This is a genomic window from Bacillus cereus group sp. Bc061 (assembly GCF_027715825.1).
Lineage (GTDB): Bacteria > Bacillota > Bacilli > Bacillales > Bacillaceae_G > Bacillus_A > Bacillus_A paranthracis.
Window position 1 is genome coordinate 447,479 of record NZ_JAQFTZ010000002.1, and the last position, 18,036, is coordinate 465,514.

The following is an 18,036-nucleotide window of genomic DNA, read 5'->3' on the forward strand; positions in this document are numbered from 1 at the left end:
TTACACGCTTTTTTGTTATATTATTTCGCTACTTCCTCTATGATTGCAACAACTAATTCTGCTGTTTTCGCTAATTCTTCAACAGGAATCTTTTCGTTTGTTGTATGAATTTCTTCATAACCAACTGCTAAGTTAACTGTTGGAATTCCGTGTCCAGCAATTACGTTTGCATCACTTCCGCCACCACTTTGGTGAAGAGAAGGTGTACGACCAATTTTTTCAGCTGCGCGTTTTGCAACTTCTACAACATGATCGCCATCAGCAAATTTAAATCCTGGATACATAACCTTTACTTCAACATCTGCTTGGCCGCCCATTTCTTTTGCAGTTGTTTCAAATGCTTCTTTCATTTTCGCAACTTGTACTTCCATTTTTTCATTGATTAAAGAACGCGCTTCTGCAAAGATTTGTACATGATCGCAAACGATATTCGTTTGTGTACCACCTTCAAAACGTCCAATATTTGCAGTTGTTTCAGAATCAATACGACCAAGTGGCATTTTCGCAATTGCTTTCGCTGCGATAGTAATTGCAGATACACCTTTTTCTGGTGCTACACCAGCATGAGCTGTTTTCCCGCGAATAATCGCGTTCACTTTCGCTTGTGTTGGAGCTGCAACAACGATTTCGCCAACCTTCCCATCGCTATCTAACGCGTAACCATATTTCGCTGTAATGCGCTCACGATCTAATGCTTTTGCACCAACAAGACCAGATTCTTCTCCAACTGTAATAATAAATTCAATTGTACCATGAGGGATATTTTTTTCTTTTAAAACACGGATTGCTTCGAACATGGATGCTAATCCCGCTTTATCATCCGCCCCTAAAATCGTAGTACCATCTGATACGATATATCCATCTTTAATAGAAGGCTTAATTCCATTACCAGGAACTACTGTATCCATATGAGAAGTAAAGTAAATTGTATCAACACCATCTTTTGTTGCTGGTAATGTACAAATTAAGTTACCTGCACCATGCCCAGTAACAGCCATTGTATCATCTTCAAATACTTCTACACCTAAATCTGTAAATTTCTTTGTTAATACTTTGCAAATTTCTGCTTCAAATTTCGTTTCAGAATCTACTTGTACTAACTCCATAAATTCATTTACTAAACGTTCTTGATTAATCATAAGACTGCGCCTCCTGCACTACCATTATGTATGTAACACTATTAATTATAACAGAATTTCGCAAAAGTTTCGAAATACAAGACAAAAAACAGACGGTTTATATGTCTAGATAACCATCTGCTTTCTATTACTCATTTAACAATACCCAGCGCATATGATCTTCCCACACTCCATTAACCATTAACATCTTCCTAGACACGCCCTCATACTGAAAACCTATCTTCGTTACGACTTGTATAGATGCTAAATTTCGTGGCATAATCGGTGCTTCTATACGATGTAATTGAAATTCCTCAAAAGCAACTTGAATCGCTTTTCTAAGCGCTTCTGTCGTATAACCTTTGTTTAACTCTTCCTTATCTAATTTATAGCCGAGTACACAAGATTGGTAAATTCCACGAACAATTAAATTAAATGAAATACATCCAATTATTTTCGTATCATCACCTTTTTTAAAAATCCAAAGTCTGATGATTTTACCTTCTGCGATCTCTTTTCTATCCTTTTGTAACTTTTTCTTTTGATAATCTAACGAAAAAAAATCATCTGGTCTATACTCTTCCCAGGCTTTTAAAAATTCACGATTTCTGTCGTAATATTGAAGAACTTTTTCAGCATACGACTCATCAATTTCCCTTAAATGTAAACGATTTGTTTCATATATTTTCATCATCGTATCTCCATTCTTCAGCTTGCATAACAAAAAACTTATACCCTATCATTCTTATATATTCTCTACGTACATACAAATTTCCTGTTATACTTTACACACACTTCTCGAATTTTGTCATTTCTCTCCCCCTTGTCCACAATATCATTTCTCGTTACAATGATATTGTACTGATTTGCAAGGAGGTTTAACGATGCATAAAAAAGCTCAAAAAGTTATGATTTATGTAATGCTAATTTCTATGCTTGTAACAACATTACTTGCTGGCGCAAGTATGTTTTGGTAAAAAGGACGATCTGTTCGTCCTTTTTTTACTTTTTACACATAATAAAATAAACCATCTCGAAATCGAGATGGTTTATTTTATGTAAAGCACAATCGCTACAATACTAAAGAAAAATGACATTACAAGTGCTATCACAAAACTTGTATATTGTTTCTGCTGAAATGCCCCAATAACAAAAGTAAGATTAAGTAATGCCATACATACAATCGCTACAAGATAAGAACATATATTAAAAGTTGCCAATATGAATGTAATAATAAATAGAAATCCCATAAAAAACTGCATATACGAAAGTTTTGGATTCAAGTACATATGAGCAACCCCTTTATCTCATTTTATCTTTCTATACTCTCATTAACGCATGGTTATGTACACATGTCAAGACAACTTATTACAATAGAAAAAGCCAACTTTTCCGTTGACTTTTTCATATGCAATGGCTCCTTTTTCTTTTGCCAATTGCTGAAATGACTTTTTCGATTTTACAATCCATACTTTCGTTCCAATTGGAATGCGATCAAATAAATATTCCACATCATTTTTCTTCATTCTTATACATCCTTGTGAAATATACTTTCCAATTGAACTCGGTTGGTTTGTTCCATGTATTCCATATTTACTCCCATCAGTTCCTCTTGCATTAAATCCCATCCACCTAGATCCAAGTGGATTTTTCGGTGATCCCCCAGGAATATTCTTCGCAATATAATATGGGTCCTTTGCTTTCATTACAATATCAAAAGTTCCCTCTGGGGTTAATTCATTTGTTTTTCCTGTCGCGACTGGAAAAACCTTTTGAATCTTTCCATCGTCAATATAAGCTAGTTTATTCGTCGCTTTATTTACAATAATGAAAGGATCACCGGCACGCGGATTATCACCAAGAGGCCAAATAGGCGATAAAGAAAGACATAATAGGAAAGAGATAAGATACGGCATAGATAATTCCTACCTTCTATATAAGTTCTTTTATATTATCCTTTCCTTTAAAGCGACTTTTAATGAGTAAATATTGTTCCATTTCGTATACAAGTTGAACAAGTTTCGCACGTATCTCAAATTCTTCACGTGTAGCCGGCAATGGCATATCTCTAAATAATTCTCGCATTTCTTGAAGCTGCCTTAAAGAAATAACCCCGGTACTCTGAGGGCTAATAGCATTTCCAATGTTTTCAACCACATCCGCAATCATGTCCGCTTGTTCATATGTCCATGATAAAGAAGCTGCTAACGGAATCATTCGCTCTAAAATTTCGAATTGTTGCATACGCATATTGAAATAGCGATAGTAATAGTCATCTTCTCGCATAAATGCATTCTCAAGTTTCTTAAACGATAAATCTCTAGCTTCATTTAGCATCTGTTCAGTTTCAATAAGTTCTGCCCCGCTCCAACTACTTTCTCGGTTTCGTAAATATACAACCATTTCAAACAAAATCGTTTTAAAATTATTTTCTATTTTACCTTGATACTCTTTTAGCTTATTTTCACTACTTGGCATATACATATTTACTAATAGAGCCACGCTAATCCCTATCGTTAATATCGCAATTTCATTCCCAACAATAAGCCATGTAATTTGTTTCAATGAATATAGATGCATCACAATAACTGAACTCGTAACAATACCTTCTTGAATTTTAAACATGACTGCAGTCGGAATAAATGTAAGTAATAGTACGCTAATTGCTAGTGGTGTATATCCAATTGTTTCAAAAATACAAAATGCGAACACCATTGATAATACACAGGCTAAAAAACGGTGTAACGACACTTGAAGTGATTTACGTTTCGTATTTTGTACGCATAATATAACTAAAATACCCGCTGAACTATAAAATTCCAACCCTAATAACTGTGCAATAAAAACGGCTGCGCCTGTCCCTATTGCTGTTTTTACTGTACGGTATCCAATTTTGAACATAGCATTGCTCCTATATGTATAAACGTATTTACAGTTAGTATAAAAAAAGGATGACACAATGTCATCCTTTTCTACTTATTATTCACGTAACCTTTACATATTACAATATCTTTTGTAAAAATTGTTGCGCACGCTCACTTTTCGGTGCTGCAAAAAATTCTGCTGGCGCACTATCTTCTACAAGCTTTCCACCATCTAAAAAGAGAACACGATCTGCTACTTCTTTTGCAAATCCCATTTCATGTGTAACAATCGCCATTGTCATTCCTGTCGTAACTAATGATTTCATAACTTCTAACACTTCTTTTACCATCTCTGGATCTAGTGCTGATGTCGGTTCATCAAATAACATTACTTCTGGTTCCATTGCTAACGCTCTTGCAATTGCTACACGTTGCTTTTGTCCTCCCGAAAGACGATTTGGATACGTATCTTTTTTATCTAATAAGCCGACCTTTTCTAACAGTTTTTCGGCTTTCTTTTCAGCTTCTTGTTTCGTTACTCCTTTTACATTGATAGGAGCATACGTAATATTTTCTAATACAGTCATATGAGGAAATAGGTGAAAATGCTGAAATACCATTCCGACATTTTCACGAACGTGCATAATATTCGTTTTTGGATTCGTTACTTCTTCCGTTCCAATCCAAATGTGACCATTTGTCGGTGCTTCTAACACATTCATACAACGTAAAAATGTTGATTTCCCTGATCCAGACGGTCCAATAATTGCTACTACTTCCCCTTTTTCAATCGTTGTTGTAATTCCTTTTAATACTTCGTTTTTTCCAAATGATTTATGAAGGTTTTCAATTTTAATCACTTTTCTTCATTCTCCCTTCAATTGCCTTCCCGACTAATGTAAGAATAATGACTAGCATATAATAAATGAGTCCAACAAAAAGTAATGGTTCAAGGTATTTAAAAGTCTCCCCGCCTACGATATAAGCACGACGCATTAAATCCGTTGCTCCTATTACTGTTACTACAGCCGATTCTTTCGTAAGTGTCGCAAACTCGTTTACAAGTGCCGGTAATATATTTTTTAAAGCTTGAGGAAAAATGATATTTCGCATCATTTTTCCGTATGGAATTCCTAAAGCCATCGCTGCTTCTGTTTGTCCTTTATCAACCGCTTGAATGCCGGCACGGATTACTTCTGACATATATGCACCTGAATTTAAGCTAAATGCAAGTACAGCTGCTAAGAATGCCGGTATTTCATAACCAATTATTTGCGGGACACCGAAATAAATTATCATTAATTGCAATACAAGTGGTGTACCACGGAAAATTGATGTATAAAGATCTGCTGCTATATTTAATGCTCGTATTCTAGCAATTTTGCAAAGTGCTAATAACGTCCCTAAAAGAAACCCAGCTAAAGCTGATACTGCTACAATTTTCAAAGTAACTTCTAGACCTTTTAATATATACGGTATCGAAGGCGTAATCGCCGAAAAATCTAAGTTCATTCTTTTCATTCCCCTCACAGAAAAGTGAAAGGCAGCTTATTTTTCGCTGCCAAACCATTTCTTCACTAATTTATCCATTTCTCCATTTTCTTGCATTTTTTTAATTACTTTATTAAATTCAGCTGTTTTATCACTGTTTTTCGGAAGGGCAATTGCTGCTCCAACTTCTTCTGGAGCTTCTTTAATTTCAATTCCTTGTAACTCTTTCATTTTCTCTAAATAATTTTTAGCAACTGTGTCTTCTATAATTGCAGCATCAAAACGACCAGCTTTAATTTCTTGTACGATTTCTGGTATACGGTCACGTCCCTCAACTTTGAAATCTACTTGTTTTTTTAATTCTGCTGCTTTCTCTTCTTGAATAGATCCTGTTTGTACCCCTACTTTTTTCCCTTTTAAATCCTCTACAGATTGAATGTTAGAGTCCTTTTTAGAAACGACCATGTTTTTCGCAACAAAGTAAATATCTGTGAAATCAACATTATTTTTACGCTCTGCAGTTGGCGTCATACCTGCCATTACGAAATCAACTTTTCCTGAGCTAAGAGATGCTAATAGACCACCAAAATCCATATCTTTCACTTTCACTTCATAACCAAGTTCTTTTCCGATATATTTAGCAACATCAACATCAAAGCCGATAATTTCATCACTCTTTGAAGCTTCTACGTATTCATATGGTTTATAATCTGCTGAAGTCCCCATAACGAGTACTTTTTTATTTTTTCCAGTAGCCTTTTCTTCCCCATTACTACAAGCACTGAACATACTTACAATTAAAATAAGTGCAAACGATATTGATAATAACTTCTTCATCTTTCTTCCCCCTAATAATGTATATTTAAAAGTTTAATAGAATATTTATTCGATGTTTGTATTGTATCAGCACTTTTATTTTTATGCAATATATAAAATAAAAATAAATATAAAACGAGTTAAAATACAGTTATCCGTGTATAAAAAGATGCATAAAATAACAAAACTATGCATATCCCAAAAATTTTAATACGAAATAAAAAAAGGCGGTACATCCACTTGAGTGTGGACGTACCGCCTTTTCATTTATTTTTATAAGGACTTATAATCAGTTGGGATGAACCACCTCCACTGATTATAGTTCTTCGCAATTCTCTTCGAAATACGATTGTAGTTTTGCAATAACTTGCATCGGTTCATGACCTTCAATTTCATGACGCTCTACCATCGTTACAATTTTTCCATCTTTTAATAAAGCAAATGATGGAGAAGATGGTGGATACCCTTCGAAATATTCACGAGCTCTTGCTGTCGCTTCTTTATCTTGACCTGCAAACACCGTTACAAGGTGGTTAGGACGTTTATCATAATGTACAGAATGCGCAGCAGCAGGACGAGCAATACCGCCTGCACAACCACATACAGAGTTTACCATTACAAGTGTTGTTCCATTTCTTTTAAACGCTTCGTCTACTGCTTCTGGCGTCGTCAATTCTGTATATCCAGCAGAGACAATCTCTTCACGCGCTTGGCGGACAACATCATTCATAAAAAAGTTAAAATTAATCAATCTTTTCCCTCCTCTAAAACTACCTATTTGTATCTTACCAGTTAATGTTTATGAAATACAAGTAAGTTTACTTGTATTTGGATATAGAAAAGGTGTTAGAACCCTGTTCTAACACCTTTTTGTCACTTTTCCATAATCTTCATATATTCAGCAATCATTTTTTTATGCGACCCAACAATATAGTCAGGTAGTTCTGTTAGTGGGAAGAATTTAAGCTGAACCGCTTCTTCTTTGTTCATAACAAAATCTCCATCGTATTCGTCCGTATAATAAGCGGTCGTTACAGATTGAAATTCATCACCGTTTGCTAATTTTGTAAAATAGTTCGCTCCAGAAAACACATTGATTAATCGTAGGTTCTTCACCTTTATTCCTGTTTCTTCGTATACTTCACGAAAAGCAGTTTCTTCTGGTGATTCACTAAGCTCCATTAATCCGCCAGGCAGCCCCCATTTTCCGTAAGGCTCTGTTCTTTGTTGTAATAATACATATCTATTTTCATTTATAACGAGTACAACAGCACCAACTAAAATTAAAGGGCGATGACCAACTATTTTCCGTAATTCTTCTACATATCCCATCGTATCCCTCCTTTTTCGTTGTCCACACTATTGTATCATATGTATGAAACGACAAAATGCGTATATTTTTCATTTTTTTAACAAAATATTTATTTTATGTGTTTCATCTACTGTAGCTAACAAAATGGATTCAACTTCTGCGTTTTTCTCTAGAAATTCTCTCGCCCATTCTTCTGTTTTCCCTAATAAAGCAAGAACATCTTGCTGAATGCTCCCATCCTTTACTAATACAAAAGAAACTGGAGATTTTTTTCCCGCCACTTTTAGATCAAGTCGGGAAACTGCCTCATATTCTGGATACCGAAATATAGAAACGACACCGTTCGCTTCCCATAATGCTAATTTGATTGTTTGAATATCGCTCACATTTCGCATACGAAGTTCTGAAAATAAATATTCCACGGTAATTCTCGCTTTTTTCAAATTGCTAAAATCAATGGAGCCGTTGTGTATAAGAATGATAGGTGCTGGCTCTAAAAAGCGTCTCCATCTATCCCATTTCAACATTAAAACTGAACTTATAATATGAAGTACAACGAGTATAAACGTTGTAATCATCGAGCCCATTAATCCTACTTTTTCATCAGACAATGCGTTAGAAATATTCCCGCCAAGCAATAACACCAATACAACATCTAAAAAGCGAAGTTGTGCGATGGACCTTTGCCCCATCGCTTTCGCAACTAATATTAAAAATATGTATGCTATAATAGCCCGAATAACCCATTCACTATTAGAAAGATGCCGTGCTCCCTCAAAAATATGCATATGCATCACTTTGCACTCCTTACATCCTAAACTGCTAGTCTGTTTTAGTTTGCAACGTTTATGAGTATATATGTAAAAAAGCTGGTTCGTTTAAAAACGAACCAGCTTTTTTTACTTAACGGAAAACATATACTTTTTATACGTTTTTCGTACCGATAATATGAGACCCATCATAATCATATTCGAGAACAAGGAACTTCCCCCATACGATAAGAAAGGTAATGCAATCCCTTTTACAGGCATTAATCCAACAATCATACCGATATTTTGGAATATTTGAACCGTTAATATCCCAATTGACCCAGCACATAATAATGTACCGAATAAATTATCAGCAGAATAACCGATAATAATTGTTCTATATAGTAGTAATAAGAACAAGAATACAACTAACGCTGCTACGATAAATCCACCTTCTTCGGCAATTGTAGCGAAAATAAAGTCTGTATGCTTCTCAGGGATATAAACATTCCCTTCGCCAAACCCTTTCCCTTCCATACCGCCACTACCTACAGCTAAAATTGATTGCTGTGTTTGATAACCTTGATCTGTATGTTCAAATGGATCTAACCAACCTAAAATACGTGATTGTTGGTGCGGTTTTAGTAGCGTAACTAACTTATTAAAGAAGAAATCCTCATACCTTACGTAAATAAATATTAACGTGGATAGTATGGTGACTGGAATAACTGTACATAACGCTATCAATTTCTTCTGAATACCTGACATAAATAAAATACATGCAATGGCAGCAGCGTATAAGAACACCATCCCCGTATCCGGTTGGCTATATACAACAGCCATAGGCGGGAGGGATACTAGCATAATTTTACCTACTAATTTTAAGTCCGTTTGAAATGTCCTTGCCATATACTGCGCATTATGTTTCACTGCTATACTTGCTACTACGAGAAGCAATGAAATTTTGAAAAACTCAGATGGCTGAATTTGTCCAACTAACGGAAATACAAACCATCTTTTTGCACCTAATTTTTCAGGTGTGAAATTGGAAACCGGTAGTATTTTCAAAAGAATAAGTGAAGCAAATCCAACGATATAAAGTGGCCAAGACAATTTTTGTAATTGATCTAAGTCGATGCTTGCAACAAGCAATAACAATACAACCCCAATTATGTAGTTCAAACCTTGTTTCATCGCAAAGTTTGCCTCTCCATATTGGCCAGTTTGCTGACTGCTATATATAGCAGCTATACTTGTAACACATAATGCTAACAAAATTAAAATTAATTTTACATCTAAACTTTTTAGAAACTCGGTACTTCTTTTCATGACATCCTCCTGAAACATTGTTACAGCAAAATAAAAAACCAGGAGTCAACATTCTTCATGTTTTGACGACTGATTACACATTATCTATAAACACTTATATAGAATAACTCTCTTTTTCATACAATACAATATATTATACTACAGTTTCGTCAGTAAGATTTGCCAAAAAAATTATTCTTTTCTTATTTTATATCCATATACCATATATCAGCAATGTATTTTCATAAATTCCTAATACATAATGGTTCATTGTAAGATTACTGGGAAAGGTATTATACATATAGTAGGATGTAGATGAAGAAATAAGATGATAAAAAGCTCGCATAAGCGAGCTTTTTATTTAATATACAGATGTATTATTTTCTGACGTATTTTCTAAAATTTCTTTTACACGTCCTAAGAACTTACCACAAATTAAACCATCTAGTACACGGTGATCAAGTGATAAACATAAGTTAACCATGTCGCGAGCACCGAACATACCATTTTCCATAATTACTGGACGTTTTACAATTGATTCAACTTGTAAAATAGCCGCTTGTGGGTAATTAATAATACCCATAGATTGAACAGAACCGAATGATCCTGTGTTATTAATTGTAAATGTTCCGCCTTGCATTTCGTCCGCTTTTAACGATTTCGTACGTACTTTTCCTGCAAGTTCTGTAATTTCACGAGCGATACCTTTAATTGTCTTCTCGTCCGCGTGTTTAATTACTGGTACAAATAGTTCGTCCTCTGTCGCAACAGCGATAGAAAGGTTAATATCTTTCTTCTGAACGATTTTATCGCCAGCCCACATTGAATTAATTTGAGGATACTCTTTTAACGCTTGTGCTACTGCTTTTACGAAGAAAGCAAAGAACGTTAAGTTAAAGCCTTCGCGTTTTTTGAAATCACCTTTAATTGAATTACGGTATGACACAAGGTTTGTCACATCTACTTCAATCATCATCCAAGCGTGTGGCGCTTCGTGTTTACTACGTAACATGTTCGCTGCGATTGCTTTACGTACACCTGTTACTGGAATTTCGATATCGCCAGGCATTGTTGGTACAGAAACTGGTTTCGCAGCTTCTACTTTTTGTGCTACTGGCGCTGCTTTTGGTGCTTCCGGACGCGCTTCTACTACTGCCGCTACCGCTTCCTCTTTCTTCGCCGCACCTGCTTGCGGAATATTTCCTGATTCCACTAGCTTTAAAATATCTTTACGAGTGATACGGCCGTTTGCTCCCGTACCTTCTACTAGATCTAAATCAACGTTATGTTCACCTGCAAGTTTTAACACAGCTGGTGAAAAACGAGGTTTTCCATCAGTTGGTTGTTTTGCTTTCGGTGCTTTTTCAGGCGTAGCTACTTCTGCCTTTGGTTCTTCTTTTGTTTTTTCCTCAACAGCTGTTGCTGCTACTTCATCTGCGCCTTCTACTTGAATCACACAAACTACTTCACCTACAGCTAACGTATCACCTTCACCAGCGATCAACTCTTTCACAATACCAGTGAAAGAAGATGGTACTTCAGCATTTACTTTATCAGTCATTACTTCTGCAAGCGGATCATATTTGTTTACGTGATCGCCAACATTAACGAGCCATTTACTAATTGTACCCTCTGTAACGCTCTCCCCGAGCTGAGGCATTGTAATATTTTCTACAGCCATGTATAGTCCCCCCGATTAAAATTCCGCAAGTTCACGCATTGCTTTTTCAACTTTATCTGGATTTACCATAAAGAATTTTTCCATTGTTGGTGCATATGGCATTGCTGGAACGTCTGGACCTGCAAGACGCGCAATTGGTGCATCTAAATCAAATAGACAGTTTTCAGCGATAATTGCTGCCACTTCACTCATAATACTTCCTTCTTTATTGTCTTCTGTTACAAGAAGAACTTTACCTGTTTTAGAAGCTGCTTCAATGATTGCTTCTTTATCTAATGGATATACAGTACGTAAATCAAGAATATGTGCAGAGATGCCATCTTGCGCTAACTTTTCAGCTGCTTGAAGAGCAAAATGAACACATAATCCGTATGTGATAACAGTAATATCATCACCTTCACGTTTTACATCTGCTTTTCCGATTGGTAATACATAATCATCTTCTGGCACTTCACCTTTAATTAAGCGATATGCACGTTTATGCTCAAAGAATAATACTGGATCTTCATCACGAATTGCAGCTTTTAGTAAGCCTTTTGCATCATATGGTGTAGAAGGGATAACGATTTTTAAACCAGGTTGGTTTGCAAACATCGCTTCTACAGATTGCGAATGATACAATGCACCGTGAACACCGCCGCCAAATGGCGCACGAACTGTGATTGGACAAGTCCAATCATTATTAGAACGGTAACGAATTTTTGCTGCCTCAGAAACAATTTGGTTTACTGCTGGCATGATGAAATCCGCAAACTGCATTTCAGCGATTGGACGCATTCCATACATTGCTGCACCAATTGCAACCCCAGCGATTGCAGATTCTGCAAGTGGTGTATCTAGCGCACGATCTTCACCAAATTGATCATATAATCCGTGTGTCGCTTTAAATACGCCACCTTTTTTACCAACATCTTCACCTAAAACGAATACTTTCTCATCGCGTTCCATTTCCTCGCGCATTGCTAATGTAATAGCATCAATATAAGACATTACAGCCATGAAACGTTCCCCCCTATTCTGCGTATACGTGCTTCAATGCATCTTCAGGTGCTGCATACGGAGCATTTTCTGCATATTCTGTTGCTTCGTTTACGATATGCATAATTTCGTCTAACATTTGTTTTTCTGATTCCTCAGTTAACACGCCAACCTCTTTTAAATAAGCAGCAAATGTTACAATTGAATCATTTTTCTTCGCTTCTTCTACTTCTTCTTTATCACGATAAACGCGATCATCATCGTCACTTGAATGTGCTGTTAAACGATATGATACTGTTTCAATTAAAGTTGGACCTTCACCACGGCGGCCACGGTCTGCTGCTTCTTTTACAGCTTTATATACTGCAAGCGGATCGTTTCCGTCTACTGTATATCCAGGCATACCGTATCCAATTGCACGGTCTGATACATTTTTACATGCTAATTGTTTTTCAACTGGAATAGAGATTGCGTATTTATTATTTTCACACATAAAAATAACAGGTAACTTGTGTACGCCAGCAAAGTTTGCACCTTCATGGAAATCACCTTGGTTGGAAGAACCTTCACCGAATGTAACAAACGTTACTAAATCTTTCTTTTCCATTTTTCCAGCTAATGCAATACCAACTGCATGTGGTACTTGCGTTGTTACTGGAGATGAACCTGTCACAATACGATTTTTCTTTTGACCGAAGTGACCAGGCATTTGACGACCACCAGAGTTTGGATCTCCAGCTTTCGCGAAACCAGATAGCATCAGTTCTTTCGCTGTCATACCAAACGCTAGTACAACACCCATATCACGGTAGTATGGTAATGCATAATCTTTCTCTCTATCAAGAGCAAATGCTGCTCCAACTTGTGCTGCCTCTTGTCCTTGACAAGAAATTACGAATGGAATTTTACCAGCACGGTTTAATAACCACATACGTTCGTCGATTTTACGTGCAAGTAACATCGTACGGAACATTTCTAATACTTGCTCATCACTTAAGCCAAGCTCTTCATGGCGCTTTTCTTTTACTTCTGCCATTTTTCATAACCTCCTAAATCCACATTTTTATGCGTGTAACGCTTTTCCATCTACAGCTAATGCTGCTTCACCAATCGCCTCAGATAATGATGGATGCGGATGAATTGTATGTGCTACTTCCCAAGGTGTTGCATCAAGTACTCTTGCAAGACCCGCTTCAGAAATCATATCTGTTACATGCGGTCCAATCATATGAACACCGAGAATATCATTTGTTTCTTCATCAACTACAAGTTTTACGAAACCATCTGATTCGCCGTATACAAGCGCTTTTCCGATTGCACGGAATGAGAACTTACCTACTTTTAGCTTATAGCCTTTTTCTTTCGCTTCTTGTTCTGTTAAACCGACAGAAGCAACTTCCGGACTGCTATATACGCATTTTGATACCATAGAATAATCAATTGGTGTAACTTCTTTACCAGCAATATGTTCTACTGCAACAATTCCTTCATGAGAAGCAACGTGAGCAAGCTGTAAGCCACCAATTACATCACCGATTGCGTAAATATGAGATTCTTTCGTTTGATAAAACTCATTTGTTTGAATGTATCCTTTTTCCACAACGATATCCGTATTCTCTAAACCAATATTTTGCGTATTGGCTTGTCGTCCTACAGATACAAGCATTTTTTCTGCTTTAAATTCTTTATTCTCACCGTTATGTTCAGCTTGAATTGTTACTCCATTATCTTTTACCAATGTTTCTGGTAATACTTTTGCACCAGTTACCACTTTAATACCTTTTTTCTTGAATAGACGTTGCATTTCTTTTGAAACGTCTTGGTCTTCTAGTGGTAGTATCGTTTTCGCATACTCTAATACTGTAACTTCTACACCGAAGTCAGCAAGCATAGATGCCCACTCAATACCAATTACACCGCCACCAACGATAATAATCGAGCTAGGAAGCGTTTCCATTTTTAGGGCATGATCGGAAGACATTACATACTCTCCGTCTAATTCTAAACCTGGTAATGAATTCGGACGAGAACCTGTTGCAATAAGTACATTTTTTGGAATTAACATTTCATTCTCTTCTCCACTTGCAAGTTCAACTGAAATTGTCCCTGGCATCGGAGAGAAAATAGATGGGCCAAGAATACGGCCAATACCTTCAAACACATCAATTTTACCTTGTTTCATTAAGTGCTGAACACCTTTATGAAGTTGCGTTACAATCTTCTCTTTACGCTCTTGTACTTTCGCAAAGTTTAGTTCTACATTACTTGCAATAACTCCGAACTCTTCGCTTTTTTTAGCAGTTGCGTATACTTCCGCACTACGTAAAAGGGCTTTACTAGGAATACATCCTTTGTGTAAACAAGTACCACCAAGATTTTCTTTTTCAACAAGTGCAGTTTTTAACCCTAGTTGTGATGCACGAATTGCAGCAACATATCCACCAGTACCGCCGCCAACGATGACTAAATCATATTCTTTTGCCATTATCTCAACCCCTAGCTACCGTTTCTTTTTCACGTACAATATATTCTTTTGGAGCTTCTTCTTCACGTAGTACACGAAGTGCCCCTTCTGCTAATGCTTGTAATTCATCTTCTCCTGGATGTACGATAACATCTGCAATCCAGTCTACTCGTTCTTTTATTTCATCAACAAGGATTTTACTGTAAGCAAGTCCACCAGTTAATACGATTGCATCGATTTTCCCGTGAAGTACAGCGCTAGCTCCGCCAATCTCTTTTGCAACTTGATATGCCATAGCTTTATAAATAAGAGTTGCTTCAGGATCACCTTTTTCAACCATTTGTTCTACTTTAATCGCATCATTTGTACCGATAAGACTTACAAGTCCACCTTGTCCGACAAGTTTTTTTATCATTTCATCTCGGTAATACTCACCAGAGAAACACATTTCTACTAGTTGCCCTACTGGTACTGTACCAGCGCGCTCTGGACTAAATGGGCCTTCTCCGTTTAAACCGTTATTTACATCGATTACTCTTCCTTTTTTATGAGCACCAACTGTAATACCTCCGCCCATATGTGTAACTAATAAATTTAAATCCTCATATTTGTGATTTAACTGTTCAGCTACTTTACGAGCAACTGCTTTTTGATTTAATGCATGGAAAATACTTTTGCGTTCCATACCAGCAATACCACTTATACGAGCAATAGGCTCCATTTCATCTACAACGACAGGGTCTACAATGAATGCCGGAATATTTAATCCAGAAGCTATTTCATATGCTAAAATGCCCCCAAGGTTTGAAGCGTGATGACCGCTAAAACCATTTTTTAAATCTTCTAACATCGCATCGTTTACTGTGTATGTTCCACCTTCGATTGGACGAAGTAATCCCCCACGGCCACAAACTGCGTTTAATTTTGAAATGTTAATACCGTGAGAATGTAGAACTTCTAAGATCGTTTCTTTACGAAACTCATATTGGTCGATAATTCGCTTATATTTTCCAATCTGTTCTTCGTCATGACGAATAGTTTCTTCTAAAACGGGTCTTTCATTATCAAAAACACCAATTTTTGTGGATGTACTACCCGGATTAATAACAAGAATTCGATTTACAGACACTGTTGCTACCTCCACTAATAAATTCAAAAGGAAGTGGAAACCTCATAAGAGGTAACCACACCTTTTGTAAAAGTAATATATGAATGATTAGCGACGGCTAATAATGTCGTGACCGTTGCGTAAGTATGTGCTACGAGAGTTTTTCAAGCTTGCAATGCGCTCTTCAGCTAGACGATCAGCTGCTACATAAGTTGCAATGCCATCGCGTTTTGAAATTTCGATTACTTTTGCAATTGTGTCATAAATTGATTCTACGCGTTTTAATGCGCGTTCTCTATTGTATCCATATAACTCGTCTGCTACGTTAATTACGCCACCTGCATTAATTACATAGTCTGGTGCGTATACAATACCCATTTCATGAATGATGTCGCCGTGACGATCTTCTTTTAATTGGTTATTTGCAGAACCTGCAATTACTTTTGCTTTAAGTTGTGGAATAGTTTCGTCATTAACTGTTGCGCCTAATGCACATGGTGCGTAAATATCACATTCAACACCGTAAATTTCATTTGGCTCAACTGCTGTTGCACCGAATTCTTCTACTGCACGTTGTACAGCTTCTTTATTAATATCTGTAACGATTAGTTTTGCGCCTTCAGCGTGTAAATGTTTGCATAGGTGATATGCTACGTTACCAACACCTTGAACAGCAATTACTTTTCCTTCTAAATTATCAGTACCGAAAGCCTCTTTCGCAGCAGCTTTCATACCACGATAAACACCGTATGCAGTTACTGGAGATGGGTTACCAGAAGAACCGAATGATGGTGAAATACCTGTTACAAAGTCAGTTTCTTCGTGGATAATATCCATATCATCTACTGTTGTACCAACATCTTCAGCTGTAATGTAACGTCCGTTTAGTCCTTGAATATAACGACCTAATGCACGGAACATTGCTTCGCTCTTATCTTTACGTGGATCACCGATAATTACTGTTTTCGCACCACCTAAGTTTAAACCAGCTGCTGCGTTTTTGTATGTCATCCCTTTTGCAAGACGCAATGCATCTTCAATCGCCGCTTCTTCAGAATCATATGTCCACATTCTTGTTCCACCAAGAGCAGGTCCAAGTGTTGTATCATGAATTGCAATGATTGCTTTTAAACCTGATTCTTTATCTTGACAAAATACTACTTGCTCATAATCATATTTTTCTAAGTATTCGAAGATTTCTAATGCCATTGTCGTTTCCCCCTAATGTTTTACCCTATTTGGTTTATTTTGAAGCAGTGGCAACTGCCAATGCTAATGAATATACTTTTGTTTCTGCTGAATCAGCACGAGATGTTAAAACAATCGGTGCTTTTGCGCCAGCAATCATTGCTCCTACTTTTGCATCCGCAAAGTATACGAGTGATTTATATAGTACATTTCCAGCTTCAATTGTTGGGACGAGTAAAATGTCTGCCTTACCTGCTACATCACTTACTATGCCTTTATGTTCTGCTGCAATTTGTGATACTGCATTATCTAAAGCAAGTGGTCCATCAACGACACAATTTTTAATTTGTCCGCGGCGATTCATTTGAGTTAACATCGCTGCATCAATTGTCGCTTGCATCGCAGGATTCACAACCTCTACCGCTGCAATTGGTGCTACCTTCGGCAAATCAATTCCTATTGCCCGGGCAACTTCTACAGTATTTTGTATAATAGCAGCTTTTTGTGTTACATCAGGTGCAATGTTCATCGCTGCATCTGTAACAAAAATGAGACGATTGTAGTTTGGAACTTCAAATGCTGCAACGTGTGAAAGTACGCTACCTTTACGAAGTCCCCACTCTTTATTTAATACAGCCTTCAAAATATTTGCTGTTGGGATGTTCCCCTTCATAAGCACATCTGCTTCGCCATTTCTTACAGCTTTAACAGAAAGTTCTGCAGCCTCAGCACTTGACTGTGTTGCAATCACTTCAATATGTTCTGAAGTTTGTAAACTATGTTCTTGTAGCATCCCCATTATTTTTTCTTGATTTCCATATAGACGAAATTGAGCTAGCTGTAATGTAATTGCTTTCGCTACAGCTTCAATTACTTCATGATCTTCAGCTACTGCTACAGCCACAGTTTTTTTAGGCTGGCCTGCCGCTTGATCAATTAAGTGTTCTAACTTCATATTT

The 18,036-nt window shown here is 36.8% G+C and carries 20 protein-coding genes; 1 reads left to right on the forward strand and 19 read right to left on the reverse strand.

The annotated features are described in order from the left end of the window. Positions 1-20: 20 nt before the first annotated feature. Positions 21-1,139: a tripeptidase T gene (locus PDQ40_RS11610; RefSeq protein WP_000609811.1), complete on the reverse strand. Its 1,119-nt coding sequence runs from the start codon at positions 1,137-1,139 to the stop codon at positions 21-23. A gap of 127 nt (positions 1,140-1,266) precedes the next feature. Next, positions 1,267-1,812 (reverse strand): GNAT family N-acetyltransferase, encoded by a 546-nt coding sequence (locus tag PDQ40_RS11615; protein ID WP_033673919.1) that lies wholly within the window; start codon positions 1,810-1,812, stop codon positions 1,267-1,269. A gap of 190 nt (positions 1,813-2,002) precedes the next feature. Between PDQ40_RS11615 and prli42 the strand changes: the two genes are divergently transcribed. Next, positions 2,003-2,095, forward strand: coding sequence for a stressosome-associated protein Prli42 (prli42, locus tag PDQ40_RS11620; RefSeq protein ID WP_000549038.1), 93 nt, complete (start codon positions 2,003-2,005; stop codon positions 2,093-2,095). A 72-nt stretch (positions 2,096-2,167) separates the two neighbouring features. Here the strand turns inward: prli42 and PDQ40_RS11625 are convergent, their stop codons facing one another. From PDQ40_RS11625 to yqiS, 17 genes are all read right to left on the reverse strand, one after another. After that, the gene (locus PDQ40_RS11625) at positions 2,168-2,407 is read right to left on the reverse strand and encodes a DUF3894 domain-containing protein (protein ID WP_000281163.1); all 240 of its coding nucleotides are present in this window, start codon (positions 2,405-2,407) and stop codon (positions 2,168-2,170) included. A gap of 66 nt (positions 2,408-2,473) precedes the next feature. Beyond that, positions 2,474-3,034 (reverse strand): L,D-transpeptidase, encoded by a 561-nt coding sequence (locus PDQ40_RS11630; protein WP_270691422.1) that lies wholly within the window; start codon positions 3,032-3,034, stop codon positions 2,474-2,476. A 16-nt stretch (positions 3,035-3,050) separates the two neighbouring features. Next, positions 3,051-4,019: an aromatic acid exporter family protein gene (locus tag PDQ40_RS11635; RefSeq protein WP_000472680.1), complete on the reverse strand. Its 969-nt coding sequence runs from the start codon at positions 4,017-4,019 to the stop codon at positions 3,051-3,053. A gap of 100 nt (positions 4,020-4,119) precedes the next feature. Continuing rightward, positions 4,120-4,842: an amino acid ABC transporter ATP-binding protein gene (locus tag PDQ40_RS11640; RefSeq protein ID WP_000590218.1), complete on the reverse strand. Its 723-nt coding sequence runs from the start codon at positions 4,840-4,842 to the stop codon at positions 4,120-4,122. Beyond that, a complete protein-coding gene (locus PDQ40_RS11645; protein ID WP_001046921.1) occupies positions 4,835-5,494 on the reverse strand; it encodes an amino acid ABC transporter permease in 660 nt (219 codons plus the stop codon). The genes PDQ40_RS11640 and PDQ40_RS11645 overlap by 8 nt, the downstream gene beginning before the upstream one ends. A gap of 36 nt (positions 5,495-5,530) precedes the next feature. Next, positions 5,531-6,310: a transporter substrate-binding domain-containing protein gene (locus PDQ40_RS11650; RefSeq protein WP_270691423.1), complete on the reverse strand. Its 780-nt coding sequence runs from the start codon at positions 6,308-6,310 to the stop codon at positions 5,531-5,533. 295 nt (positions 6,311-6,605) lie between these two features. After that, positions 6,606-7,019, reverse strand: a complete 414-nt coding sequence (locus PDQ40_RS11655; RefSeq protein ID WP_001998211.1) for a BrxA/BrxB family bacilliredoxin — start codon at positions 7,017-7,019, stop codon at positions 6,606-6,608. Positions 7,020-7,162: 143 nt separating this feature from the next. Continuing rightward, positions 7,163-7,621: an NUDIX hydrolase gene (locus PDQ40_RS11660; protein ID WP_000542556.1), complete on the reverse strand. Its 459-nt coding sequence runs from the start codon at positions 7,619-7,621 to the stop codon at positions 7,163-7,165. A 69-nt stretch (positions 7,622-7,690) separates the two neighbouring features. Further along, positions 7,691-8,395, reverse strand: a complete 705-nt coding sequence (locus PDQ40_RS11665) for a DUF421 domain-containing protein (RefSeq protein WP_000550968.1) — start codon at positions 8,393-8,395, stop codon at positions 7,691-7,693. Positions 8,396-8,500: 105 nt separating this feature from the next. Then, entirely contained in the window at positions 8,501-9,679 is a 1,179-nt protein-coding gene (locus tag PDQ40_RS11670) for an FtsW/RodA/SpoVE family cell cycle protein (protein ID WP_000831200.1), read from the reverse strand. Between the two features lie 340 nt (positions 9,680-10,019). Next, a complete protein-coding gene (locus tag PDQ40_RS11675; RefSeq protein WP_000257652.1) occupies positions 10,020-11,339 on the reverse strand; it encodes a dihydrolipoamide acetyltransferase family protein in 1,320 nt (439 codons plus the stop codon). Between the two features lie 15 nt (positions 11,340-11,354). Continuing rightward, complete coding sequence (gene bfmBAB / locus PDQ40_RS11680) at positions 11,355-12,338, reverse strand: 3-methyl-2-oxobutanoate dehydrogenase subunit beta (RefSeq protein WP_000290076.1); 984 nt, start codon at positions 12,336-12,338, stop codon at positions 11,355-11,357. A 13-nt stretch (positions 12,339-12,351) separates the two neighbouring features. Beyond that, positions 12,352-13,353, reverse strand: a complete 1,002-nt coding sequence (bfmBAA, locus tag PDQ40_RS11685) for a 3-methyl-2-oxobutanoate dehydrogenase subunit alpha (RefSeq protein WP_000852555.1) — start codon at positions 13,351-13,353, stop codon at positions 12,352-12,354. 27 nt (positions 13,354-13,380) lie between these two features. Continuing rightward, entirely contained in the window at positions 13,381-14,802 is a 1,422-nt protein-coding gene (lpdA, locus tag PDQ40_RS11690) for a dihydrolipoyl dehydrogenase (protein ID WP_001051291.1), read from the reverse strand. A gap of 4 nt (positions 14,803-14,806) precedes the next feature. Beyond that, the gene (gene buk, locus PDQ40_RS11695) at positions 14,807-15,910 is read right to left on the reverse strand and encodes a butyrate kinase (RefSeq protein WP_000115774.1); all 1,104 of its coding nucleotides are present in this window, start codon (positions 15,908-15,910) and stop codon (positions 14,807-14,809) included. Positions 15,911-15,997: 87 nt separating this feature from the next. Further along, positions 15,998-17,098: a leucine dehydrogenase gene (locus PDQ40_RS11700; protein ID WP_001162675.1), complete on the reverse strand. Its 1,101-nt coding sequence runs from the start codon at positions 17,096-17,098 to the stop codon at positions 15,998-16,000. Positions 17,099-17,132: 34 nt separating this feature from the next. Next, positions 17,133-18,032 (reverse strand): phosphate butyryltransferase, encoded by a 900-nt coding sequence (gene yqiS / locus PDQ40_RS11705; RefSeq protein ID WP_000763079.1) that lies wholly within the window; start codon positions 18,030-18,032, stop codon positions 17,133-17,135. Positions 18,033-18,036: the final 4 nt, after the last annotated feature.